This is a genomic window from Arenibacter sp. S6351L, from assembly GCF_023016025.1.
GTDB classification, from domain to species: domain Bacteria; phylum Bacteroidota; class Bacteroidia; order Flavobacteriales; family Flavobacteriaceae; genus Arenibacter; species Arenibacter algicola_B.
On record NZ_JALKBB010000004.1, the window covers coordinates 149,101 to 173,251 of the forward strand.

A 24,151-nucleotide genomic window follows, 5' to 3' on the forward strand; every position below is an offset into this window, starting at 1 on the left:
CTATCGCAAGATCAATGCATTTTTAAAATTCCATTCCCCCGACTTTAGGTCGATCAGAAATCCATTGATAACGGCATAACGTGGTTTGCCCTTATCTTCCAAAATAAAGTTAGGAATGACACCTACCCTCATTTTAAATTCCGGAACCTTATAGTCCTTTCCAATAACGTTAATAGGAAAGGATACATAATTTTCGCTCTTAGGAATGTTCTCCACCCGAACGTAGGTGAAGCCCGATCTTAGAAGATCCAAAGCCTTCAATTGTGACACCTCTTTTATAGAAGGTAGGATTTTTGGGTATACCTTTCCACCTACCATAGAGTATCCTTTTCCTTCCAAGGTTTCATAACCATAGTAGGTGGATAGATCACCCTGGTCCACTACCCTGCTGCTGTTATAATACGTGCTATGTGAGGGGTCATCAACTTCCAATTGGTGTATGCCTACATCCAAAGTATAATTCTTGCCCAACAAGTTGTATGTGAGGTTGTTGAGTTTTAGATCGAAAAGTTTTCGATCATTTTCGGGGATTTTATCGTAGTCCGAAATTGGAATGTTTTTATAGTTGCCCTTGGCGATACTATAGATGGCGGATAGAATGGAAACATAATTCAATTTTCTAATTTCCTGTTTTTCCGGATCACTTTTATAACCGCCAGATTCTATTAAAATGGCACTTGTGCCCCATTTTTGAATGTTGTCGCCAAAGGCCCTGGGCTCAAAATCGTCATTATAGCGCCCTACCTGTCCCGGGGCATATTTCTGAATTATTTGATTCATATAAACGATAACCTTCATAGCATTGGCGCGCACTTCATTGATATCCTTTTCATAATTAAAGGCCGGCGCCAAATAGGAAATGGTAGCGGGCTTATCTGTTCTTTCCGCGTTGTAATAAGTGCTCTGGTCGTGAAGATTAAAACCGAAATCCGCTTCCAAACTGTCCCTTACCCTTTTTAAGGTCCTTCCCTCGGGAGATTGTAATGCAAGCGCATCCCTATTGATATCTATTCCCAAGGTATTTCTCCTCTGATATACTTCTGCCCCATCCGGATTGAGCATAGGCAAGAAGTGCAACTTTAAATTCTTTAAAATGTTTTCCTTTTCGTTTTTGAAATCGCCACTGGTTAAAAAATTGAAAATATCAAATATAGCTTGGGTGGCCGTGGGCTCGTCCCCGTGCATTTGTGACCATAGAAAAACATCGGTAGCACCTGTTCCAATACTTATTAGGGAAAGGTTACGCCCTTCGATGGATTTACCAACAACCGTTACCTTAAACTTGGGGTTGGTAGATAATTTATTAATAAGTGGCTGAATATCAGTATGTTTTATTCTTCTTTTATCCAGAGTAGCCTCTTTGTATTTTCCGTAGGTCGAGTACAAGTTGGAAGTAAAATCCTTTTCCTGCCCAAAGCCCGAAAATACCATTAGTAAACAAATGATAAGGGTTAATTTATGTGATGTCATATTGTTATTTTGTAACTGGTGTAGGTTTAAAATTAAGTTTTTTGGAAGCTCTTTTTACTCTTTTTAAAAATTTTTCACCGGGGTCGGTCTTTACGGTCCTATAACCCTGATCTTTCTCCAGCCACAATTCGTGATCTTCAAAAAGGGTATATTCATAGTGACCTATCAAGTAATCTATATCGTATTTGGATTTTAAATATTTTACAAGCCATTTATTGGATCTTAATTGTGCCCTCGTGAGTTTGGTATCCCCGGTTCCTCCAACATTTTCAATGCCAATGGCGCAATGGTTTAGACCTATTACGTGTCTGGCCATAGTGGTTTCCGGCATTAACCTATAAATTGTACCGTCTTGATCTACAAGAAATTGGGAAGATACATTTAAACCACTGGCCGAGCTAATCTCAGGCCTCCAATCTGGCAAAGAAGGCAACTCAAAGGCTTGGTACGATTTTTCAAGAGTAGGGATTACGGTCCAGTGCAATACCACCATCTTGGGCACTATAAGGGGTTCGTCTTGGATAAGGCCGTAATGTTCCGACATATATTTCAATGTGAGATCTTTTCGCTCTTCGTCAAAAATAATGGGTTTGTCAATTATTTCACGTTGTATGGAGCATGAAATGGTCATAAAAAGGGAACCCAAAAGAACTATCTTCTTCATTGTTTTTTTAGCATATAAACTTAGGAGATAAAGATACAATATCATTTTGTTTCCGTGGAATCCCTTTTTACTCTATAGTGGATAGTTATTTTTTTACGTCCCCATTTCAAAGCTTTCTCCTTGTCCTCCCCCATATAGATGTCGATCCTATTTTTCCATTTGGAATGCATTTTATCCTTCACCAGATAAATACTGGTATCCCCTTTAATTTTTACTTGGGTATTGTAATCCAATCCCAAGGGAATCAGGTCTTTGGACACGGCAATTATTTTCATACCCGGTTGTAATGAATCGCCCCAGGCGGTAATTCCCGGATGGATTTTGGAGGTTTGTGAGGGAAAGGAATTATATGCGGTGGCCGTTACCCTAAGTCTTTTCCAGATATAACCGTCATCCACAACTTTTTCCTTGCAGGTAACCAAAGTAAAAAGAATTCCAGGCAAAACTGACCATAGTGTTAGTTGCCTGCCCTTGGCACTCAATTTGCTTATAAAATTATTCACTTCAATTTTTTAGTTTAATAAACCCATAATATAGAGGGTTTGGTACTAAGTAGTTAAAAATTACTTGATTTTGTTTTTATCGCTATACCATCTTTTTAGCCATTTGGAAATTCCCTCCAAGCCGGGATAAATTATTCTTTCATTAATGTTTGCCTGATCTAACTTATCCCTTATTTCCCACTTTAATCCTGATGGAATAATGACCTTTTTTAAATATTTGGGATGGTTTTTAAGCCATTCCAATGGACTGGAATCTGGATCTAGCATGAACGAAAAAAGTGCAAATTGGTTAATTATACGATCATCAAGGGAGGGTGGCTCGAAAAATATCATGGTATTGGCGTTCCGACTTGAAAAATCATATAGTTCCTCTATGGAATTACCTATGGTTTGTTTAAGCTCCATTGAACTAAAATAGAAAATATCTTTGCTTAAAATGGGGGTTTTGAGCTCATCCGGTAGATGCTCTCTTAACGCTACATAATTTACCATCCAGATGGCTCCATCCAAATGATAAGTGCCCATATCCTCTGTTAAAAAATGTAATGCAACATTTGGAGAGTGGGTCCAGTCAATTAGCCTTGTAGGCAGGCCATGGTGTTGTCCCAAGGAGATCCAGTTCCAAAGGTTGTTGTAATCATCGATCAAGGTGTTGATAGGCGAGTACTTCTTAAAGTTTCTGATCATAGTACCTTCAACTTTAGAAGGTATTCTTCCCAATCTTTGCAGACTGGTCTCTAATCCAAATTGGGCATTATAGACGCCTCTGTAGGCATACGGAGAACGAAACCTATCGATCTTATCGTCTTTTTCATTGAATAAATATGCTTGTAGTTCCAGCCAACTCTTAGGTTCAAATAATTCGAAATCTGCCATATATCTGAATAATTTAAGTGCGGATCCAAGCTGGTCCTATTAATACCATATACCTGTAAACCAACTAAATGGTTGGCACTAGCCTTTTATGGGGCCGATGCATACTTTATTCCTGTATTTTCTTTTTGAAACACAATATTCACTTATATACATTTCATTCCCAAATTAGAAACTTGAGAGGAATAAATTTAACCCTTTATTTAGGAATAAGTGGAATCTTTGATAATCACTTTCAAAACTTAGATATTATCGGTCCATTAAAGTAGACGATTTACCGTTTGAGTGGCAATTATTAGGTTGAAACCATCCGGTACTTTCATGGAATCTATAATTTTATCTCATAGCAGTGTGGTCGTTTTATACTATTAATTTATTTCGAATAAGGTAATTAGAGTTACATTCATCATAACAAAAATTAGTGCAAATTCCTTTTAAAAAAGGAGAAGTAAGAAACCTCCAATCACGTAACGTATTAAAAATAAAACGATTAACTTAGGGTGAGAATTCTTTTAAGGAAGAAATAGGCGGTATGAAAAAAATCATTTTCCTTTTGATAATTATTACTGGTACAACAAGTTTGGCGCAGTCTAAAATAGAAGGCTTTATTTACGATGGGATGTCCGATGATCCACTACCCTATTGTACTATAAGGATTTACGGCACTAAGGCACATTCTACTATAACAAATGAGGATGGAAAGTTTGCAGTAGATAGTATTTTCTCTAAAGATTCTATAGAAGTAAGGCACTTAGGGTTTAAAACGATAAAAACAGTAGTATCCTATTTTGAGAAGGAATCCAAACTTAAATTGGAAATGGATGTTTCCGTTTTGGACGAAGTTGTGCTGACTGCCGGCAAAGACGAGGTGTACCCATATAAGCTATTGGCCAGGATAATAGAAGTGTACCGAAAGAGCACAAATACAACGGTCAGCAAGGCCTTTTTAACCATGATTTCCTCCACAAGAAATATTCCGATAGAGCATGTAGAGGGCTTCTACAACGGCGAGCAAAATTTAGCAGAGGGAATCTTGGACCTTAGGGTCAAAAGTGGTCGGTTTGGCCAAAACAGATCATTCCCCTTCTATAGTCTGGACAATACCAAAATTTTGAGTGACTTTCAACTTTTTGGGGCCTCCAAACAAATATTGCCCGATTATCCAGGGAATTTGAGCTATAATGCCATTGAAAGAATATACGATGTAAAAATTGATGATTGCATCAGCTGTAGCAAGGAGGAAGTATCCATTTCGTTTGCCCCCAAAGTAGCAAATGGTAGATTGTTTAATGGTAAAATGTTGGTAGACCCTGAATTGTTGATGATCAAAAAAATAGAACTTTTGGCTGTTGATCCTATAACAAATGCATTGGCTTCCATCAACCCAGATGTGGTGCTGACCCCAAAGGAAATTCAGCTCGCCATTGTTTTTAACCCTATTGATCCTGAAAAGATCCAGTATGTGGAACTTAACTTTCAGATGGGTTACAGATCCAATTATGTTTCGGAAATCATTGATTCCCGCACTTTTTTATATTTCTTTGATTATGACACATTTTTTGAAGATCCCTATTTTACAAAGACAATCCCTTTTAACAATGATTATGACAAAATGATTGCCTTGCAGGCATCCGATGATTTTTGGGAGACCAACTACCAATTTCCCAAAAGTATCAATGAAAATAAGTCGATGGACTTCATGAAAAAAAATGGATTCCTGATTAATTTTAATAATTACATCCCATTGGATGATCTAAAATTTACAAGACCTACGGTGCTTTCATGGTTGCAAGGTCGCAGGCTTAATTGGGGACATTTACATAGTTTAACTACCGAAGAATATGAGAGCGACACAATGGGTTATAATCGAGGATTAAGGGAGTTAACTGGCAAAGCCTACGATACACCGTTTCAACATCTGCAAACTAAGACTTTCCGAAATGACAAAGACAATATCAATATCTGTTATATGGTGGATAGTTATAAAGGTGAAAATGGGATTACAAAAATAGTGAGCCGAACTCTGTTGGATATCGATTCCTCTCAATTCAGCTATGAGCGTACAAAAAATAAGCTGGTCTATTTCAATATCATTTTTGATATTTATGAGGTTTATAGACAATTGGCCGCTTCCCGGATTACGGAGAATACGACCTTTGATAAGGCAAAATTAATTTATGATGAAATGTACAAGGGAGCTTCAACAGAAGTGAAAAAAATGGAAAAGGAAACACGTAATGGTAGTGACTATGAAGGTTTGGTTAAATGGAACAACCGGATAAAAACAAAATTAAATATTGACAATTTTGCTTCGTTAAAATAAGCACTTACTAATTTATGAGGAAATCTTCCAAAAAGCTTCCATTTAATCAGGTGGTATTGGCACATTCCTACTTTGGTCTATAAACAATTCATTTAGACTGTCCCTTAAAGCGGAATTATCATACTTTTTATCAACTTCACTGTAGTCTACTTGGGTAGTGGCCTTGGTATTGATTACAATAACCCCTCCAACTCCCATTGGCCCATATCTCGAAATCGCAGCATTACGCTCCAGAATTGCAATACGGTCTATATCATGTGATGATAGATACGTAGGTGCGGTTTCATGGATGAATCCGTCCACATCAAAAATGGCCTTCGGAGGTGCCCTGACGGAATCATACATGGAATAAGCTATTCTACGCAAATAAACCCTTGCCTCAGGCACTCGCACAACCCTCATACTAGGGCTATAGGTTAACAAAGAAGTTAAAAAATCAGGTCCTGTTGCCACCAAATCCTTACCGCTGATAACCTGAAAAGATGATGAAGAACGGTCTTTGTTTAAAACACCTCTTGAGGTCTTTACCAGATTTGTGTTTTCGGGGAATTCGGCCAAAATGTCTTTTTGGGTTTTTCGTTTCCTTTTCTTTAAGGTTACTTCATCCAACTCAGTTGCCATTGGCGATAAGACAATTTTCAGTATCTCTTCCGTTTTCGTAAGAACAAGTTCATAACTACCATATCCCAGGGAAGAGAACACTAAAACCTCATTGGCTTGCGCATTTAGGGAGAACCATCCTCCTTCATCTGTTTGTGTTCCACGTTGAGTACCTTTTAGCAAAATATTTACATTTGGAATGGGAGTTTCCCATACATCGGTCACCCTTCCCGAAATTGTATTTTCAGAAGTTTGGGAGTGAAATGGTAATACAAACAATAAAACTAAAAACGTCAACCAATTTTTCATACTTGTTTGATAAATCAACCTGTTATGATGAAATCCAATCGGGAAATAGCGAGTATTAAAGATAGTAAAAAGTGTTTGCTTGTAATTATAAAACCTTTGGTAAAGTTGAATTATTTGGCGGCTTTTCAATACGGCCATTATGGCTACAAGGATTTGGAATGAGGCCCAATCCATGTATTTAGGAATCTATTACCAGCTAAAATTTGATTTATTGGTATCCATTTAAAGCAGTAGAACCCTGTTTTTTGAAGTCGGTAAATTTTCAAAATATCACAATTTGCCCCTTTCACCACATAAATGACCTATTTCCCAACATTAATTTCTTACAACTGTACAAGCATTATACTTTAGCAGTGTAATAAAAAACGAATTAATAATTTTTTCATTTTCATATAGTGTTCTCGTAAAAGAGCTTTGTCCCAAAGGATAAGGCTCTTTTTAGTTACAGGCCTTTTTGGATTGCTATTAAATATGGAACAATTGTTGTACTAATACATTGTTACATTGGATCACTCCCCTACTTCAACTATCTGTGCATTGGCCATAAACAATTCCTGCATCCGCTCCATGCGGTGATCGAACTTTGTGGAAAAAATGGCATACTGACACCTGTCCAAGCTCTCAGGGATTCGGATAACATCGGAAAAAGGGCTGGCTTTGGACAAGAATTCAGCGTCGTCCACAATAAATAACTTTAGTTTCCCTAGATTGATACCGTTGAGGTAAAAGATCTTGCTCAATCTTTTTGGTGTGGCAATAACAATATCCACTCCCTCGAAAATTTCATTTCTCTGGGCTTCTATATTGTGTTCTTCATAAACTGGGTAAATGCGCAGATCCATTCTTCTTGTAAAGCGTTCAAATTCACTTTGAAGGGCCAATGCCGCTTCTTTGTCCTTAACGAAGATCAAGGCTCTTGGAGCCTCTTCAAAGGCAGCACAATTTAATTTTTGAAGCGTACTAATTATAATGGAGGTAGTTTTACCGGCACCTTCAGGGGCTATACCAAAAACACTTGACCCCCCTTTTATTTTTGAAAGGATTGCCTTTTGAAATGGAAGCGGATCTTTTATTCCTTGTACTTCCAACACTTCTCTTAACTGTTCCTGTATTTTTTTAAATGCCATATTTTTGTATTAACTATTCCAATTTTAATTCTCTGTAATTGGTACATAACAAGTTTTCCTAGCCTAACCACAACTTTTGATCACTTCACAACAATAGTTTTCCCAATAAGGCCTTCTACCCTACTTTAGCAGTGTAATAAAAACGAAGTAATAATTTTTTCATTTTCATATAGTGTTCTCGTAAAAGAGCCTTGATCCAAAAGACAAGGCTCTTTTTAGTTTCTAAGGTTTTGGAAACTATAAAGTATAAATAGTTAAGGAATCCAATTGTTCTTGCCAAAATTTGGTTTTCGCTTTTCTAAAAAGGCATTCCTTCCTTCCTTTGCTTCCTCCGTCATATAGGCCAATCTTGTTGCTTCACCCGCAAATACCTGTTGTCCTACCATACCGTCGTCCGTAAGGTTCATGGCGAACTTTAGCATCTTAATGGAGGTTGGCGATTTTTCAAGTATTTCCTGGGCCCAATCATAAGCTGTATCTTCCAGTTCCTCATGGGGAATAACTGCATTTACCATTCCCATTTCCAGTGCATCCTGGGCAGAATAATTCCTGCCGAGGAAAAATATCTCCCTCGCCTTTTTTTGTCCCACCATCTTGGCCAGGTAGGCAGACCCGTATCCACCATCAAAACTGGTTACGTCGGCATCCGTTTGTTTAAAGATGGCGTGTTCCTTACTGGCCAAGGTTAGATCGCAGACCACATGCAAACTATGGCCTCCCCCAACGGCCCATCCGGGTACCACTGCAATCACCACTTTTGGCATAAACCTGATTAGGCGCTGTACTTCCAAAATATTTAAGCGGTGCATTCCGTCTTCCCCTACATAGCCCTTATGCCCTCTGGCCTTTTGATCGCCACCACTGCAAAAGGAATATACTCCATCCTTCGTAGACGGACCTTCGGCAGAAAGTAAAACCACTCCTATGCTGGTATCCTCCTGGGCGTCATAAAACGCCTGGTATAGTTCACTTGTGGTCTTGGGCCTAAAGGCATTTCTAACGTTGGGCCTGTTAAAGGCAATTCTAGCAACGCCACCACATTTCTTGTAGGTGATATCCTCAAATTCCTTAGCTACTTTCCAATCAATTTTTTTCTGCATTTCAAAAATGGTTTAACAGTTATCAAAGATAATACTCTTTATTTTGGTAAACTTCGACCAATGTTTTTTTCCAATTATGGATTGCTGTTTTTTTCCTCGATCCATTTGGACATAAATTTGGTGCTGGCCAAGGTATGGTGCAAGAGCATGCTGCCTATAAAATTACAGGATCTGTGCCCTTCTAAATTCTTGGCAAGTAGCTCTATTTTATTCTTTAATCTTTGTTGCAAAACAGCCTTGTTGTAAATATTATTAATAATGGCTGTTCCATTCTGTCTGGCAATGGACCACTCATCTTCATTTTGATAAAGGAGAACGGCGGCCTTTGCAAAAGTCTCCGCATCATTGGCAATAATTCCGTTCCAGGGCAAGTTTTCGCAGATGCCTTCTGCGCCAATTTTCGTCGTAATACTGGGAGTGCCGCATACCATGCCACTGAGCAGTTTGCCTTTTATTCCCGCCCCAAAGTTAATGGGCGCAAGATTCAATCTGGCATGGGATATAACCTCACGCGCATCATTGGCATGTCCCATAATGTGAAACCCTTGTTTTGGACTGTTCAATTGTTTAATGCTTTCTGGCATATAAGCTCCGTAGATAAATAAGTTGGCAAGGGGCAATTCCTTACGGATCAATGGCCAAATCTCTTTTTTAAGGGTCTGCACTGCGTCTATATTGGGTGCATGTTTCCCATTGCCGATACAGACAAAATCCTTTTTCTGTTCAAAATGGAGCCAACTATTCTGTTCTTCCCCATTTATTGCATCATACATCATGGGTAAGTGCAATAGTAAGCTTTTATCTATTTTAATGGTCTTGGTCAGAAGCTCCATTTCATGTAGGGAAATGATCAAACTAAGATCGCATCTGTAAATACTGGCCATTTCCCTTTTTGTCTGGTCCTGGTCCAACCAAAATTGTTCCGTAAAGGGAATGGCTTTTTTGTACGCCAATTGTCTGGCAATCCTAAGCGAGTGTAAATCTTCGGTATCCAAAATACGCAGGGCATTTGGAGTATTTTTCACAACACGCCATCCAAATTGTTCTTCGGTCATAAAACGATCAAAGACTACAATGTCCGGATCTAAATCCTTTAAAAAAGTATCAAAACTGGATTGATTGAGTAAAATGGGTTGTTTACTTACCCCAATGCTCGACAGGTCATAGGAATATTCACTTTCTGCCGCAGTACTCGCAAAGGTTATCTGGTATTCCTGTTCCAAAAAGAAGTGGATCAATTGCAGCATTCTTCCACCAGCAGCCGTTGTATTGGGCTCTGGCCATACATAGCCAATGATCAACATTTTTTTGTCCATTTGCGGGAACATTTGTTCTATAAACGCTTGGCGAATTTCTGGGAAATTTTGGAACGTAGTTTCCGCTCATAATCTTCCTCCAACCATTCCTTGTAGTTTTTGGTATTGTTCATTATACAATAGGAATACTGGCGTACGCGATAAGCGATCTCTTCCTTTAATTTTTTGGCCAGGATACGGGCGTCAAATACATCGTCACTATTTTCTACGCATATGGTGGCATGCTGTTCAATACTGTTCTCCAGTACGGTTTTGGATTTAAGTCCCTGGGCAAAAACTTTTTTGTACTCTGCCTTGATGTCAAATTCGATATTTTTGGACTTGCTGAATAGCGCCTTCAGGTCGGCCGGCATCTCGTACACAAATTCCCGCTCTATTTCTTCATCATTTTTTATGCTTTCCAAAAAGAAATCAGGGAAATGAAAAATTTCCTGCCAATCTATGGGAGCGTTCCAAAGTCCAAATCGGGCTACATTGTTCCCTAGATCTACCACTGTAAACTCACTCTTATTGGGCAATATCCTGGAACCCCTTCCTATCATCTGAAAATAAAGGGTCAAGGATTTGGTAGCCCTATTTAAAATAATGGTTTCCACTGTGGGTTCGTCAAATCCGGTGGTCAATATACTTACAGAGGTGAGTATGGCATCAGGGGTTTTTGAAAACCATTTTAAAATTTCCTTTCGCTCGGAAGCACTGTTCTTATTATCTAAGTGCCGAATGTTGTACCCTGCCTTTTTAAAGGTGTCCAAAACGTATAAAGACGTATTGATACCATTATTGAAAATAAGGGTTTTGGTACCTTTCGCAATCTCTTCATAGGCATTTACCAATTTGGTAAGCATATTCTGGTTGCCATATAACTCATCCGATGATTTTACCGTATAATCTCCGCTTATGCCTAACTTCAAACTTTTAAGGCTTACGTCGTAATTGTATATATTGGCCTTGGCCAAAAAATTCTTTTCAATGAGCGATGATATGGATTCTCCCACGATCAACTTCTGATAGTGGTCCTTCATCGGGAGTTTTATATTAGAGCTCAAGGGCGTTGCGGTAACCCCAAGGATAATGGACTTTTTAAAATATTTGAATAATTTTCTAAAGGAATTATAATGTGCTTCATCAATGATGACAAGTCCAATATCATTGATCTTTACCTTATCATCCTGAAGCCTATTGTTAAGGGTTTCTACCATGGCTACAAAACACATGTATTGGTCCTGGTCCTGTAACTCCTTTACTTCGCTATTGATAATTTTGTTTTTAACGCCAAATCCCTTCAACATTTTGGAGGTTTGGCTGCTCAATTCAATTCTATGGGTAAGAACTACTACCTTTTTATTGGTTTTATGAATATATCTTTTGGCAATTTCCGAGAAAACAACCGTTTTACCTCCGCCTGTAGGTAATTGGTATAAAAGGTTCATATCGTCAGGGGATTCCTCCAAACACTTAAAAATGGTATTCAGGTCTTCCTCTTGATAATCATAAAGGGTCTTTTCTGTACTTTCTTTAGGTAGCTCCAAACGGGAAATGAAATTTTTTAAAATTAAGAAAAATCAAACCTTACAAAATTAAGAGTTTTTTATGCCGGTTTCAAATTTATAAGTTAAAAACATGAAATTGAAATTGTTCATGGGGTGCATTTAAGAGGAGAATTCCCTAGGTCAGGGGATAACAAATACGTTTAAATAAGTGAAAAAGGTGCTCGCATTTGCTTAGTCTATAATATCCAAGGACTTTGAGAAGTCCTCCCTGTTGGGCCAATGGTGATCCTGGGTAAATATATAACAGGCAACAATTCTGTCCTTAAAATCGCTTAATAAGGCATTCACGGAAATAAATTGGACCAGTTCTTTAAAGGAGTTACCCATGCTCTTGTAGAACGCCTCAGGGACATTTTTTTCTAGGGAAAAAGATTGTGCCACTTCCAGATTGTACAACATTAGATCGGCTGTTAAATGCGGGTCTACCCCCAATTTCACAAAGTGCTTTATGTATTTTTGGGCTACGGACCTTCTGGCCTTGGGCCTTTTTCTTTTTAACGGAAAATATTCATTGGAGATCTTTATTTTCGCATCCTGCACCAGTTTATCTTCCTTAGGATTGAAAACAAAATCGTAATATTCCTTTACTACCGGAAATCTGTGATATAGATCAATCAATTGTTCTTCCAGTTCCTTTTTTTTTAATTCCGACAAATATTTTACCAATGCCCTTTTACTCATTCTCCCAATTAATTCGATTTGAACTTAAGGATTGCAATTTCCCATTTAAAAATCAAAAAATAGCACAAGAAGGTAAATTAGTATTTTAATAATTGGATTGGACAATGAATATCATAAACTTCTCATAAATTATGTATAAGTAATGCAGCTTCCTTTGGAAAAGACACAAAAAAAGGGTATAATGAGAGATTAACACTTCAAAATCCAAATAAAAAATATATGAGGCAACTAAAGATTATCAAGCAGGTTACGAATAGGGAATCAAAGTCACTAGACAAATATCTGCAGGATATCAGTAAAATAGAGTTGATCACCGCTAATGAAGAGGTTGAATTGGCTCAGAAAATTAGGGATGGGGATCAAATTGCCTTGGAAAAACTTACAACTGCAAATTTAAGATTCGTTGTTTCTGTCGCCAAACAATATCAAAATCAAGGTTTGAAACTCCCTGATTTAATCAATGAGGGAAATGTAGGGTTGGTAAAAGCAGCCAAGCGCTTTGATGAAACAAGGGGATTTAAATTTATATCGTATGCCGTTTGGTGGATACGTCAGGCTATTTTACAGGCACTGGCGGAACAGTCCAGGGTTGTGCGCTTACCGCTGAACAAGATCGGTTCCATAAATAAAATTAAAAAAACCTTTTCATATTTAGAGCAGGCCCATCAGCGGCCACCATCCCCAGAGGAGATAGCCAAAGAATTGGAAATGTCCGTTAGTGAGGTTAAGCAATCCTTAAAAAATTCCGGAAGACACGTTTCCATGGATGCCCCCTTGAAGGAAGGGGAAAACTCCAATCTTTACGATGTACTTCGTTCAGGTGAATCTCCAAGACCGGATATGTTTCTTTTACAGCAGTCTTTGAATACAGAGATCAATAGGGCTTTGGATACACTTTCCCAAAGGGAGGCAGATGTTGTTAAATTATATTACGGCATAGGCGATCAGCAATCCATGACCTTGGCGGAGATAGGACTTACTTTTGACCTTACAAGGGAACGGGTTAGGCAGATAAGGGAAAAAGCTATTAGAAAGCTTCGCCACAACTCCAGGAGTAAATTACTCAAAACCTATTTGGGATAATTGACCCAAAACAAAGAGGCCGAATAAATACTATTTATTCGGCCTCTTTGTTTCTAAAGTTATGGGTTTAAGAATAACTTAATTTACTAATATTGAAATCGATTAGAATTTCATTTAAATCTTCAATGAAGTTTAAATAAGCTGCGTTGTCTGGATTTTGTTTTGCCATCTTAATAGGGGTTTTTAGGTTCTGAATTGTGGGCCGAACTACATGTAGTCCAACTCAGCCAATTCGTTTAAACTCAAAATTTCATTTAAATCTTGTAGGAATGCTAGGTATTCCTCTCCGTAGGTGTCGTATAACATAGTAAGACTTGGTTTAGGTTATTATTGTTTGGGTCAATAATTATATGGTAAACATATTTATTATCTCTTTTCTCACCAATAAAATGTTGTGTAAAAGTGTTTTTTAGTTGTAAAATGTAGAGTTCATAAAGTTTAATCTTTTTATTGGCACATAATCTGATTGTTCCAATTGTTCAATTTGCTATGGGTTTATTAATGAGACCCGGATTTAAAAAGCCACGGACCAATTGGATTACGATAGTGGAACGAATCCCGCTTATTTGGCGGGGTTTCTGGTTTAATACGCCTAAGCTTGTGGCGGTTTCTTAAAGGGTGCCTAGAGCTTTCCCTAGGGTTTAATACCTTTTATTTCTTAAAAATTTTATTGGTGAGGTCCTTTAATTGGTCTAGGAATTTCATTTCCTCCAATTCCTCCAAACTTTCTTCCTTTTTTTGGTTGCCATTGTGGTAGAACGTAATATTCTCTGAGGTTGTAATATCAAAATCGATGTTGAACAGGTCAGTGTGACCAGTGGGTTCCTCCTCGTTATCCAGAGGTGTAGCGCAATGATCCAAGGATGTTGTCTTGTCGTTTTCCAGGGTTTCCCTTTTGGATGATGCCGTAGATATAAAGCCGGATTTTCCTAGTTCAAAAGTGATCGAAGGGTCTAAATGCAACTTTTGGGGTTTACTGATTTCCTTCTTTAAATCCAAGTTGTGTCCTGAAAGGATTTCTATGCTGCTAGTTGGAATAGCCGGTATTTTCGCTTCCATATAAAGTGAAACCAATTTTGCCTTTTCCCTTATAGCTTTATCCGAATGATTGTGAAGGGTTTCCAAAAAATATAGATCACTTAGGTCCCCTATTTGCTGCATCTCTTCCAATAATAGCAGTTGCGATTCCTTACCCAAAGAGTTGAATAAATGGTTGAACACATAATGTTCCCCAAAATCTACCAGATTGTTGTCGTTCACCTCCTCCTCATCGATATCCAAGGGATACTCTGAAAGGAACCTGAAAATTATTTCTTTAATGAGATTGCCAATAGATTCATTTTCTTCTTCATCCAACATTTCATTTAATAGGGGAACCTCTCGTATATCTCCCATTTCTGCTATGGAATGTAGTAATTTAACTTTTTTAAATTCCCAATCTGTGTAAAATTTGGCCGCAGGAAGGTACATTTCTCCTAGATCCAATATATTATCATCTTCCTCTGTGGTCGCTACCTTGTTTTGTTCCTCTACATGCGACTTTAATATATCACTGATCTGTTTTTTAAAGTGCGGATCCAAGACCATCTCATATTCCACTTCAAGATCATTGATGTTTGTAATTGGTTTCTCTTCCTCTTCTTCAATTTCCATTATCAAGGGCAAGAAATCTATGTTTAAAAAAGAAGCCTCCTTCCTATGTGGTTTGTTTGGGGGGAGAATTATATTTTCCCCATAAATTTCCTCGTATATTGCCTCATAAGGGTTTCTTTCAAAACTTTCCTTGCCGAGGCATTCCGTTAAGAATTCCAAGTCGTTACTAATCATAAGCACTTCCTCTACTTCCGAACTGCTACCGTCATTTATATCCTCATTATTAATTACCAAGGGAACGAAGCTAAGATCTAGCTCCTCCCCTTTTAATAAATCGGTTTTTGTATCCAACTTATTGGTATTGCTCTTCAATGGTTGATTCATTTTGGGTGCTTCCATTATTCTTTCTGTATCTTGTAAGTTGTCTACATTGCCAGTTTTATAATTCTGTGCCGTAATATTCCCTTTGGTACCGCTGTCCAAATTTTCCAAGTTTTCAAAGGCATTTATTTGAAGTCCGAATTCTTTGGAAAGTCTAAGGATTATCTGTTTTGCCCCGTCATCCAGATCGTTGTTCATCTCCATCAATATTTTGGACATGATGCGTTTATTTCTCGACTGCCTTAGAAGCTTCCATAATTCCACTTTTAGGTCTATGAGCTCTCTTTCTGCCATTTTTAACTTTCCTTGGTCATAAAGTAAAAGCTCACATATTATTCCACGTAGATGTTTCTTTTTTTCTTCCTTATTGTTCCACTTTAACAGTGTGTTGTTTCTTAAAAAGAATATGATGGTCAAATATCCAATAGTTATAAGCAGGAACAAGGCCGTTAAATCCCATATAAGGTTGGTATGTATGTTGGGTATATTCACTTATTCAAACTTTCCATTAAACTCTACGCTTACTTCCCCCTTCTTTTTAAGAGCATCAGTTCCCTATCAATGGCTTTCTCTACCATGGGATATGCCAATAGTAATTGATCATATAACCGTCCAATTTCCGGGAGATTTCTATGGGTCCTGCAGCCTACCGTAATTTTATCCACAAGGGAATAAAGGTGATCCGCCTTCATCATGGAAAGTCCCGATTTTACCTTATGGGCAGCAAACCCCAAACGATTGAAATTGCCTTCTGGGATATAGACATTGGCCCTACCGATGAAGTCCAGCATATTTTGTTTAAATAAGCCGATTAGCTCTTCCAATAGGTCTACTTCACCCATACACTCTTCCAGTATATCTGCTAAGCTAACCTCCCACACTTCCTTATTTACTGAAAGTTGGGCAAGGTCTTCACTAGGTGCCAATAGAGGCTTGGACCCTATGTCCTTTTTGTATTTATATAAAGTGGTCAGTAATTCATCAGGGCTATAAGGTTTTAGGATATAATCATCTATTCCCAGTGCATTACATTTAATTTTATCATTAATGGTAATATCGCCCGTTAAGGCAATGATGGGTATGCTCTTAACGTGATTATTGCTGGATTCCCGAATTATTTGGGTAACTTGAAAACCATTCATTACCGGCATTCTAAGGTCCATTAAAACCAAGTCTACCCTATTCTTTAACAAATAATCCATTCCAGTTAGGCCATTATCGGTTACATACACCGTACATCCCCAATTTTTTAAGCGCTGTTCAATTATTTTTTGAATGAGAATATTGTCCTCAAAAACAAGTACATTTAGACCTTCTATAATTTTGTCTGTTGTATCTAAATGGTTGGAATCCAACTGGTGGCCGGATGCTTTGATCTGTTTGCCTTTTTTATAGGGGATGGTGAACTTATAAGCACATCCGTCGTCTAAGGTGGCCATCGTTGCCAAGGACCCGTTTAGAATTTCCAATATTCCCTTGACCATGGCAAAACCAATTCCCAAATCATTTGTGTTGGGTTCCATATTTTCAGTGGGTACATTAGGCCTTAAGTCGTTCTTTAATGCTCCGGTACGCAAATCCCTAATTTCAAAATCGAGCACAAAGTAATTACTGTGCTGCCTTCGTAGTTTAATTTTGAGAAGGATACTTCCTTCATCTATAAGTTTTATCGAATTGCCCAATAGGGTAAGTAGAATTTGGGACAACTTTGATGGATCTCCTAGAAGAACCTCGGGTATTTCCGTATCCAGATCTACTTCCAAGGTAACATCCTTGTTGATTATTAGGGTATTGCATAGATACATGGTATCCCTAATAATACTGTAGAAATTAAAATCGATGCTTTCAAACTTTTCCCTTCCTGAAGTAAGCTTGGTATATTCCAACAGCTCATTAATTATATCCAAAAGGTTATTGGAGGTAGCAGTTATGGAATTAAGTTGCACTAGTTGTTCCGCACTTATGTTGCCTTCTTTTAGCAGATCTACAGACGCTATTATTCCGTTAATTGGGGTTCTAATCTCATCACCTACCTTTGCAAGAAGCCTACCTTCTTCCCGGTTCGGTTTGTTTTTTAACGGATTTGCCAATTCTTTATTCCCAATGCCCGATTCAAAATCCTTGTTGACTACATTGGAGTTGGAAACTTTTGGCTTTGGCCCCAATACTTTTTCCTCCAGACGATATTTAAAGGTCATAAAGGATTTTTTTAATAAAGAAGCTTCCTCCGAGGTTAATTCCTCAAATGAAAAATGATTTAGTTGACCTTCAAGATTTGTCAGATGGGATAGTAGGTTGTTGGTTTTCAATTTTTAATAGTTTGGGTTCTGAAAGTCTAAAACTCCCCTTTTAAAGTGCGGTTTACAATTAAATGTTATCTACGCTTCATTTTATGTTGTCAAATGCCGTTATTTGTATGTATCAAAACCTATAAGCATGAAGCAGTTTGTCGGATTTATGTGCCTTTTAGCGATTATGGCCTGTAAGGAAAAACAAGAAAAATTGGCCGAGTCGGTCGAAGAAAAAGCGGCACGTATACACAAGGACGTTATTACTATAGATACCCATGTAGATATTAATGTGGCCAATTTTACCGATACTATAAATTATACCCAGAAATTGGACAATCAGGTAAATCTCCCAAAACTTAAAAGTGGGGATTTGGATGTTCCTTGGTTAATAGTCTATACCGGTCAGGGCGACTTAACGGAAGAAGGGTATGCGAAAGCCAAGGACAATGCCATGGCAAAGTTTGATGCCATTCACAGATTGTGCGAGGAAATAGCCCCGGAAGAGATAGATCTGGCCTATACCTCCAAGGATGTCCACCGAATTGCAGGTTCGGGTAAAAAAGTGGCCATGATAGGGGTTGAAAATGCCTATCCAATTGGAGAAGACATTTCTGAATTTGAGAACTATTATAATTTAGGGGCGAGATATATTTCCCTCTCCCACAACGGGCATAGCCAGTTTTGTGATTCCAATACTGGTGAGGCCGATGGAGTGTGGTTGCATAACGGGTTGAGCGACCTTGGTAAAATGGCTGTAAAGGAAATGAATAGGCTGGGGATAATGATAGATGTATCCCATGTATCCAAAGAATCCATGAAGCAAATGATAGCCTTGTCCAAAGCTCCAATTATTGCTTCCCATTCCTCTGCACGGGCGCTGTGCGACCATAGCCGGAATTTGGATGACGAACAATTGTTGCTTATGAAGGAAAATGGAGGCGTGGTGCAAACGGTAGCCTTTAGTTCTTATTTGAATACCAAAAAGCACGAAACCCATGCAGCCTTCTTGAAAGGATTCTATGAAGAGGTTGCCGATTCTTTGGGGATAGATTGGTATTCCTTTGACGAGCTTGCCGATCTTTCAGAAGCAAAGAAAAATACTTTTATAGAGAATTATTCCAAAGTAGTGGCTTTGGCCAAGGCCAAGGTTGGCAATAGGACAGATCGGCCACAGGCTGTGGATGTAGCCGATTTTGTTGACCACATTGATTATATGGTAAGTTTAATTGGAATAGACCATGTGGGAATCAGTTCTGATTTTGATGGAGGTGGAGGCATTGCCGGGTGGACAGATGCCTCCGAAACCCCTAATGTAACCTTGGAGCTGGTCAAAAGAGGTTATTCCGAAGCGGAAATTGCTCAACTTTGGGGGGGCAATTTACTAAGGGTACTGGATAAGGTACAGGAAGTGGCGAAAACTTATGCCGTAAACTAAACTTCCGAAGCCAGACGGTCCCTTACAAATTCAATTTTGGTTTTTCCATGTGGTTTGGGTTTTCCATCCGCACCTAGATTTACCATGATAATATTGTCTACCGTCACAATGGTTTCCCTGGTCATTTTGTTCCTAACCTCACAGTTCAGCGTCAAGGAGGTCTTTCCAAATTTTACCACGCCTATACCTATTTCAACAATATCACCTTTTAATGCGGTGCTCATAAAGTTTATTTCGGACATATACTTGGTAACTACCCTTTTGTTTTCCAATTGTATAATACTATATAGTGCGGCTTCCTCGTCTATCCAGGCAAGTAACTTGCCGCCAAATAGAGTGCCATTGGCGTTTAAATCTTCTGGTTTCACCCATTTTCTTGTATGAAATCTCATAGTATCTAAAATTTAACTGCAAAATTAGTAAAGAAATCTGCCCTATAATACTCTTCACTTGGAAATGTCAACCGATTTAGGTAAATCTAAATTACAGCTTAATTTTTTGTTCAATTTGGGAATTAATAGGGGTAATAATAATTAGATTCCCATAATCAATAAGTAGTAAATAAGTAAGATTATTCTTTAATTAATTGTGGTTTATGGTGTAGTAGTAAAAGTTGAATTTTTTGTTCCCCCACAAAGTCAAGGTATTGTTCCAAGTAAAAAATAACAATGTTCATAACCTCGTTAAAAACTATATAGAATTGCCGAATTAAGAAAAAACCTTATACCTACCTTTATAAAAACACCAATGATATGAGCGATAGGTCCCATAGTCTTTTGGAAATTCGTCCTATAATCCCTTCGGCTAAAGTAACGGAAATTATGAGCAGTGATGAGAGGTTTCAAAACCAAACCTTACGTCCTGTAATTAAAATGCAAAACTCCTTATTACTTTTGGTCTTTCAGAATTACATCACTAAACATAAAAATAGTTTTTATGAACTAGGGATGAACAAGCGTCTGATTTTTATAGAAAATGCGATCCAAAAGGACATTAAGTTTAGAAATTCACTAAAAGGAATTATCATAGGCCAATTTACCACGGAGGAGTATGAATTATACATACTTAATTCGTCGTCTTTAAACAAACGCATGATGCAAATGGTCATTGAACGCATTAAAGATCAGGTTCAATTTTTTGAAAAAGCCTCACTTCAGGCAGTATAGAATTCTTAATCCAAAAGTGATTCCCCATTAAGGTTGGTGGTGAGTATGTCGCTCATAAGATCAAAATAAGGTCGTATTGCTTGGAAAGCAAGGTCTGCATTCGTAATAAAATCGGGCGATAAAACCTCCTTGTCGGAAAAATTCTTAACAAAAATGAATTGTTTTCTTTTTATCAAATCAATGTTGGGGTGATCTTTATTGAAGCCGGAGGGAGCAGTTTTTAATTCATCACCCTGCATTCCGCCCCAAACTTCCTTGAAGCTATTTTTGTTGATTATGGCACGTATTTCCGATGCATCGGTTTCAAATTCCTTCCTAATTCTAAAGAGGTCTTCTTTGTTGGGTTCCCAAAATCCAGCGGCAACAAAGGATTCATTTGGCTTTAACCGTAAATAGTATCCGCCTCTCAACCGCTGCCCAGACCGGGAAAAAGATCCCGCAAAATGGGTCTTATAGGGGGTTTTGTCTTTTGAGAAACGTACATCCCTATAGATGCGAAACATTTTTAATTTTTCAATATCATCATGAGTTTTCAATTTGTCCATTAATGCGGAATAAAAACTCTTGACCTCTGTTTCCAGTGCCTTGAATTCAGTTTTGTGCTCCGTGAACCATTCCCTAGAGTTGTTTTTTTTTAGGTTTTCCAAAAATTGAAATACATCTTTCGTAATCAGCTGCTGTTGTATACGACTCATAACACATTATCTTTGTGCTAAAGTTAACCAAATTAGCATAAGCTGATTTTGAAATAATGGTTAATTTTGAATGTATAATTAAAAGTGCAAATGGATAAAGCATCTATAATAAAGAATATTAAGGAACATAAAAATCAGCCTAACCTTAGGTTCGAACTTAAGGAAAGAACTGAATTGTTTACCAATCGCCTGTTTTACACCTTGTTCGATATAGATACGCCGGTGGATGAAAATCTGGATCTCTTGGAAAAGGAATTTGATGCATTGGTAAATTTGGCCTGTTGGCAGGTTGACAAACCCTGCCAAAGGGTTTGGGCAAATTTTGTGGTACGCCTTCCAAAAATTCTGGAAAAATTGAATTTGGATGCCGAGGCTATTGTAAATTGTGATCCTGCTTCATTATCTATTGAAGAGGTATACATGGCCTATCCTGGTTTTTATGCCATTGCTATTTATAGGCTTGCCCATGAACTTTATATTGATGGCTTTCCCCTAGTTCCCAGATTAATGACGGAATACGCGCATAGACAGACGGGTGTAGACATTAACCCGGGGGCGCAAATAGGAAATTCTTTTTTTATTGATCATGCTACAGGGGTGGTAATAGGGGAAACAGCGATAATTAAAAACAATGTAAAAATTTATCAAGGGGTAACCTTGGGAGCTTTATATGTTGCCAAAAAATTACAAAAAACAAAGCGTCATCCCACCATTGAAGACAATGTTACCATATATGCCAATGCCACTATCCTTGGAGGGGATACTGTAATCGGGGAAAATTCCATAATAGGAGGAAATGCATGGATAACAGAATCTGTGCCTGCCAATTCCACTGTTTACCATTCTCCAATAATCAAAATAAAAACCCTACCGCATGTCTCATAGTATTTTGGATATTATAGGGAATACTCCCTTGGTAATATCAAAAGTAATCAACACTAATCCCAAGGTTAAACTTTTTTTTAAACTGGAGGGCAACAATCCTGGAGGAAGCGTAAAGGATCGTGCCGCCCTTAATATGATAAAAGGAGGTTTGGAAAGGGGCGATTTTGATGTAAACTCCAAATTGATAGAAGCTACTAGTGGAAATACCGGTATTGCTCTGGCCATGATAGCCGGAATTTATGGATTGGACATAGAATTGGTAATGCCCGAAAATTCCACAAAGGAAAGAGTACAGACCATGAAGGCCTATGGGGCCAAGGTAACCCTTACCCCTGCCGATGTAGGTATTGAGGGAGCTAGGGACTATGCCGAACTAAAGGTGAAAGAAGAAGGTTACATCATGATCAACCAATTTTCCAATGATGATAATTGGAAGGCACATTATATAAGTACCGGTCCGGAGATATGGAGGGATACACAGGGGGGAATTACCCATTTTGTTTCTTCTATGGGGACCACCGGAACTATAATGGGGACATCTACCTTTTTGAAGGAAACGAATTCCAAGATTCAAATTGTTGGGGTGCAACCTGCCGATGAGGCCAAAATTCCAGGTATTCGCAAATGGCCCCAAGAATACCTCCCTAAAATTTTTAATCCCAAGAAAGTGGACACGGTTATGGAGGTTACCGAGCAGGAAGCTAGGGATATGGCCAAGCGATTGGCGAAAGAAGAAGGTATTTTTGCGGGTATGAGCAGTGGTGGCGCTGCCGCTGCCGCAGTGAAATTGGCCGAAAGTTTGGAGGAGGGTGTTATTGTTTCTATTGTATGCGATCGTGGGGACCGTTATCTTTCCTCGGATCTGTTCGATTAATTGTATCCATTTAGTTCGAAACTACAGCCACCCCTTCTTTTTAAAATAAAATAGAAGGCCGATAAAGATTGCTATCATGAGCCCCCAAACATAGAAGTATCCATTGGGGTATTTCAATTCTGGGATATATTCAAAATTCATTCCGTATACCCCAACAATAAAGGTAAGGGGGATGAAAATAGTGGCCATAATGGTCAGTACTTTCATTACCTCGTTCATTTTATTGCTCATGTTGCTCATATACATTTCCATGAGGCTCATGGACATTTCCCTTAAAATATTTAGACTTTCGTTTATTTCTATACAATGGTCCAAGGCATCCCTTAAAAATAATTGGGTGTCTTTCGAAATTAAGACATGTTCACTATCTATTAATTTATGGACCAACTCCTTCATAGGATAGATATATCGTCTAATCCTTAGGACCTCTTTTTTCAAGTCTTGGACGGCATGGGCTGTTTTGGGACTGGGGTTTTCATATACTTCCTCCTCCAAGGCGTCTATTTTGTGATTTATATTTTCGAGTACCACAAAGTAATTATCTATAATGGCGTCCAAAAGGGTGAAAAATAAGTAGTCTGCAGGCTTGCTTCTTATTCGTCCAGTTTTAGCTCTTACCCTATCCCTAATACTATTGAAAACATCATCCTGCATTTCTTGAAAAATAAGAACCGTATTTTTCATTAAAACAATGGCAACATGTTCTGTCACCAATTCATTGTTCTGATCTAAATAGAGCATTTTAAATGCCCCAAAAATATAGTTGCCGTATTCGTCTATCTTTGGTCGCTGATGGGTGTTTACAGCATCCTCAATGGTAAGGGGGTTCAAGGAAAAGGCTCTTCCAAGATTTTCTATAAATTTTTCATCACTTATTCCAATAACATTGATCCAAGAGATTGAGGGCGATGCCTGGAAGGCAACAATTTTATCAAAGCTATCAGCAGTGTAAACATCAAAGCCCGATTCTATTAAACCATTTTCATCATATTCCAGTACGTTGACAGTACTCTTGGCTCCTTCCCTATTTCCTAGGTAGGTTACTGTTCCGGGAGCCTTCCCGGTTTTGGCGAGTCTTTTTGATTGTCTTCTGTGTGTGGATTTTTTTTTGGCCATTGGTTGGAATCTTAAGAATACTCTTGCTTTAATTCTGTTATTTGCACTAATTTATACATTCCAGACCGTCCAAGAATCAACTCCTGGAAAATTTATGTTGTTTTTTTTAAATTTTT

The 24,151-nt window shown here is 38.2% G+C and carries 22 protein-coding genes; 7 read left to right on the forward strand and 15 right to left on the reverse strand.

Going from position 1 to position 24,151, the window contains the following annotated elements:
* Genes MWU82_RS05085 through MWU82_RS05100 form a run of 4 tightly spaced genes read right to left on the reverse strand, consistent with a single transcriptional unit; the run spans position 1 to position 3,513 of the window.
* Positions 1–1,470 (reverse strand): M14 metallopeptidase family protein, encoded by a 1,470-nt coding sequence (locus MWU82_RS05085; RefSeq protein ID WP_247095476.1) that lies wholly within the window; start codon positions 1,468–1,470, stop codon positions 1–3.
* Between the two features lie 4 nt (positions 1,471–1,474).
* Positions 1,475–2,134, reverse strand: a complete 660-nt coding sequence (locus MWU82_RS05090; RefSeq protein ID WP_247095477.1) for a peptidoglycan recognition family protein — start codon at positions 2,132–2,134, stop codon at positions 1,475–1,477.
* A 41-nt stretch (positions 2,135–2,175) separates the two neighbouring features.
* Positions 2,176–2,637, reverse strand: coding sequence for a hypothetical protein (locus MWU82_RS05095; RefSeq protein WP_348646976.1), 462 nt, complete (start codon positions 2,635–2,637; stop codon positions 2,176–2,178).
* A gap of 60 nt (positions 2,638–2,697) precedes the next feature.
* On the reverse strand, positions 2,698–3,513 hold the full coding sequence (locus MWU82_RS05100) for an FRG domain-containing protein (protein WP_247095478.1): 816 nt from the start codon (positions 3,511–3,513) through the stop codon (positions 2,698–2,700).
* Between the two features lie 529 nt (positions 3,514–4,042).
* On the opposite strand from MWU82_RS05100, the gene MWU82_RS05105 reads away from it, so the two are divergent.
* Positions 4,043–5,833 (forward strand): carboxypeptidase-like regulatory domain-containing protein, encoded by a 1,791-nt coding sequence (locus tag MWU82_RS05105; RefSeq protein ID WP_247095479.1) that lies wholly within the window; start codon positions 4,043–4,045, stop codon positions 5,831–5,833.
* Between the two features lie 42 nt (positions 5,834–5,875).
* Here the strand turns inward: MWU82_RS05105 and MWU82_RS05110 are convergent, their stop codons facing one another.
* The gene (locus MWU82_RS05110) at positions 5,876–6,742 is read right to left on the reverse strand and encodes a carboxypeptidase-like regulatory domain-containing protein (RefSeq protein ID WP_247095480.1); all 867 of its coding nucleotides are present in this window, start codon (positions 6,740–6,742) and stop codon (positions 5,876–5,878) included.
* A 24-nt stretch (positions 6,743–6,766) separates the two neighbouring features.
* Here MWU82_RS05110 and MWU82_RS05115 point away from each other — a divergent pair, with 24 nt between their 5' ends.
* Positions 6,767–6,904 carry a hypothetical protein gene (locus tag MWU82_RS05115; protein WP_247095481.1) on the forward strand — a complete coding sequence of 46 codons (138 nt, stop codon included), beginning with the start codon at positions 6,767–6,769 and terminating at the stop codon, positions 6,902–6,904.
* A 347-nt stretch (positions 6,905–7,251) separates the two neighbouring features.
* Here MWU82_RS05115 and MWU82_RS05120 read toward each other — a convergent pair whose 3' ends face one another.
* From MWU82_RS05120 to MWU82_RS05140, 5 genes are all read right to left on the reverse strand, one after another.
* Entirely contained in the window at positions 7,252–7,869 is a 618-nt protein-coding gene (locus MWU82_RS05120) for a DEAD/DEAH box helicase (protein ID WP_215948220.1), read from the reverse strand.
* Between the two features lie 254 nt (positions 7,870–8,123).
* Positions 8,124–8,969 (reverse strand): 1,4-dihydroxy-2-naphthoyl-CoA synthase, encoded by an 846-nt coding sequence (locus tag MWU82_RS05125; protein WP_247095482.1) that lies wholly within the window; start codon positions 8,967–8,969, stop codon positions 8,124–8,126.
* 74 nt (positions 8,970–9,043) lie between these two features.
* The gene (locus MWU82_RS05130; RefSeq protein WP_247095483.1) at positions 9,044–10,285 is read right to left on the reverse strand and encodes a glycosyltransferase; all 1,242 of its coding nucleotides are present in this window, start codon (positions 10,283–10,285) and stop codon (positions 9,044–9,046) included.
* Between the two features lie 17 nt (positions 10,286–10,302).
* Complete coding sequence (locus MWU82_RS05135) at positions 10,303–11,814, reverse strand: DEAD/DEAH box helicase (RefSeq protein WP_247095484.1); 1,512 nt, start codon at positions 11,812–11,814, stop codon at positions 10,303–10,305.
* 192 nt (positions 11,815–12,006) lie between these two features.
* Entirely contained in the window at positions 12,007–12,516 is a 510-nt protein-coding gene (locus tag MWU82_RS05140) for a DUF6155 family protein (protein WP_247095485.1), read from the reverse strand.
* Positions 12,517–12,735: 219 nt separating this feature from the next.
* On the opposite strand from MWU82_RS05140, the gene MWU82_RS05145 reads away from it, so the two are divergent.
* Entirely contained in the window at positions 12,736–13,599 is an 864-nt protein-coding gene (locus MWU82_RS05145) for an RNA polymerase sigma factor RpoD/SigA (RefSeq protein WP_215948224.1), read from the forward strand.
* 651 nt (positions 13,600–14,250) lie between these two features.
* On the opposite strand, the gene MWU82_RS05150 is transcribed toward MWU82_RS05145, so the two are convergent.
* Both MWU82_RS05150 and MWU82_RS05155 read right to left on the reverse strand, forming a co-directional pair.
* On the reverse strand, positions 14,251–16,065 hold the full coding sequence (locus MWU82_RS05150; protein ID WP_247095486.1) for a hypothetical protein: 1,815 nt from the start codon (positions 16,063–16,065) through the stop codon (positions 14,251–14,253).
* Positions 16,066–16,094: 29 nt separating this feature from the next.
* On the reverse strand, positions 16,095–17,882 hold the full coding sequence (locus MWU82_RS05155) for a sensor histidine kinase (RefSeq protein ID WP_247095487.1): 1,788 nt from the start codon (positions 17,880–17,882) through the stop codon (positions 16,095–16,097).
* Between the two features lie 127 nt (positions 17,883–18,009).
* Between MWU82_RS05155 and MWU82_RS05160 the strand changes: the two genes are divergently transcribed.
* Positions 18,010–19,299: a dipeptidase gene (locus tag MWU82_RS05160; RefSeq protein WP_247095488.1), complete on the forward strand. Its 1,290-nt coding sequence runs from the start codon at positions 18,010–18,012 to the stop codon at positions 19,297–19,299.
* Here the strand turns inward: MWU82_RS05160 and MWU82_RS05165 are convergent.
* Positions 19,296–19,691: a hotdog domain-containing protein gene (locus MWU82_RS05165; protein WP_215948228.1), complete on the reverse strand. Its 396-nt coding sequence runs from the start codon at positions 19,689–19,691 to the stop codon at positions 19,296–19,298. The genes MWU82_RS05160 and MWU82_RS05165 overlap by 4 nt on opposite strands.
* 360 nt (positions 19,692–20,051) lie before the next feature.
* On the opposite strand from MWU82_RS05165, the gene MWU82_RS05170 reads away from it, so the two are divergent.
* The gene (locus MWU82_RS05170; RefSeq protein WP_072861371.1) at positions 20,052–20,465 is read left to right on the forward strand and encodes a glyoxalase; all 414 of its coding nucleotides are present in this window, start codon (positions 20,052–20,054) and stop codon (positions 20,463–20,465) included.
* 5 nt (positions 20,466–20,470) lie between these two features.
* Here the strand turns inward: MWU82_RS05170 and MWU82_RS05175 are convergent, their stop codons facing one another.
* A complete protein-coding gene (locus MWU82_RS05175; RefSeq protein WP_215948571.1) occupies positions 20,471–21,151 on the reverse strand; it encodes a DUF2461 domain-containing protein in 681 nt (226 codons plus the stop codon).
* A 99-nt stretch (positions 21,152–21,250) separates the two neighbouring features.
* Here MWU82_RS05175 and epsC point away from each other — a divergent pair, with 99 nt between their 5' ends.
* Both epsC and cysM read left to right on the forward strand, forming a co-directional pair.
* The gene (gene epsC, locus MWU82_RS05180; RefSeq protein WP_247095489.1) at positions 21,251–22,045 is read left to right on the forward strand and encodes a serine O-acetyltransferase EpsC; all 795 of its coding nucleotides are present in this window, start codon (positions 21,251–21,253) and stop codon (positions 22,043–22,045) included.
* Positions 22,035–22,919 carry a cysteine synthase CysM gene (gene cysM, locus MWU82_RS05185; RefSeq protein WP_215948230.1) on the forward strand — a complete coding sequence of 295 codons (885 nt, stop codon included), beginning with the start codon at positions 22,035–22,037 and terminating at the stop codon, positions 22,917–22,919. Before epsC ends, cysM begins: the two co-directional genes overlap by 11 nt.
* A gap of 21 nt (positions 22,920–22,940) precedes the next feature.
* On the opposite strand, the gene corA is transcribed toward cysM, so the two are convergent.
* On the reverse strand, positions 22,941–24,035 hold the full coding sequence (corA, locus tag MWU82_RS05190; protein WP_247095490.1) for a magnesium/cobalt transporter CorA: 1,095 nt from the start codon (positions 24,033–24,035) through the stop codon (positions 22,941–22,943).
* Positions 24,036–24,151: the final 116 nt, after the last annotated feature.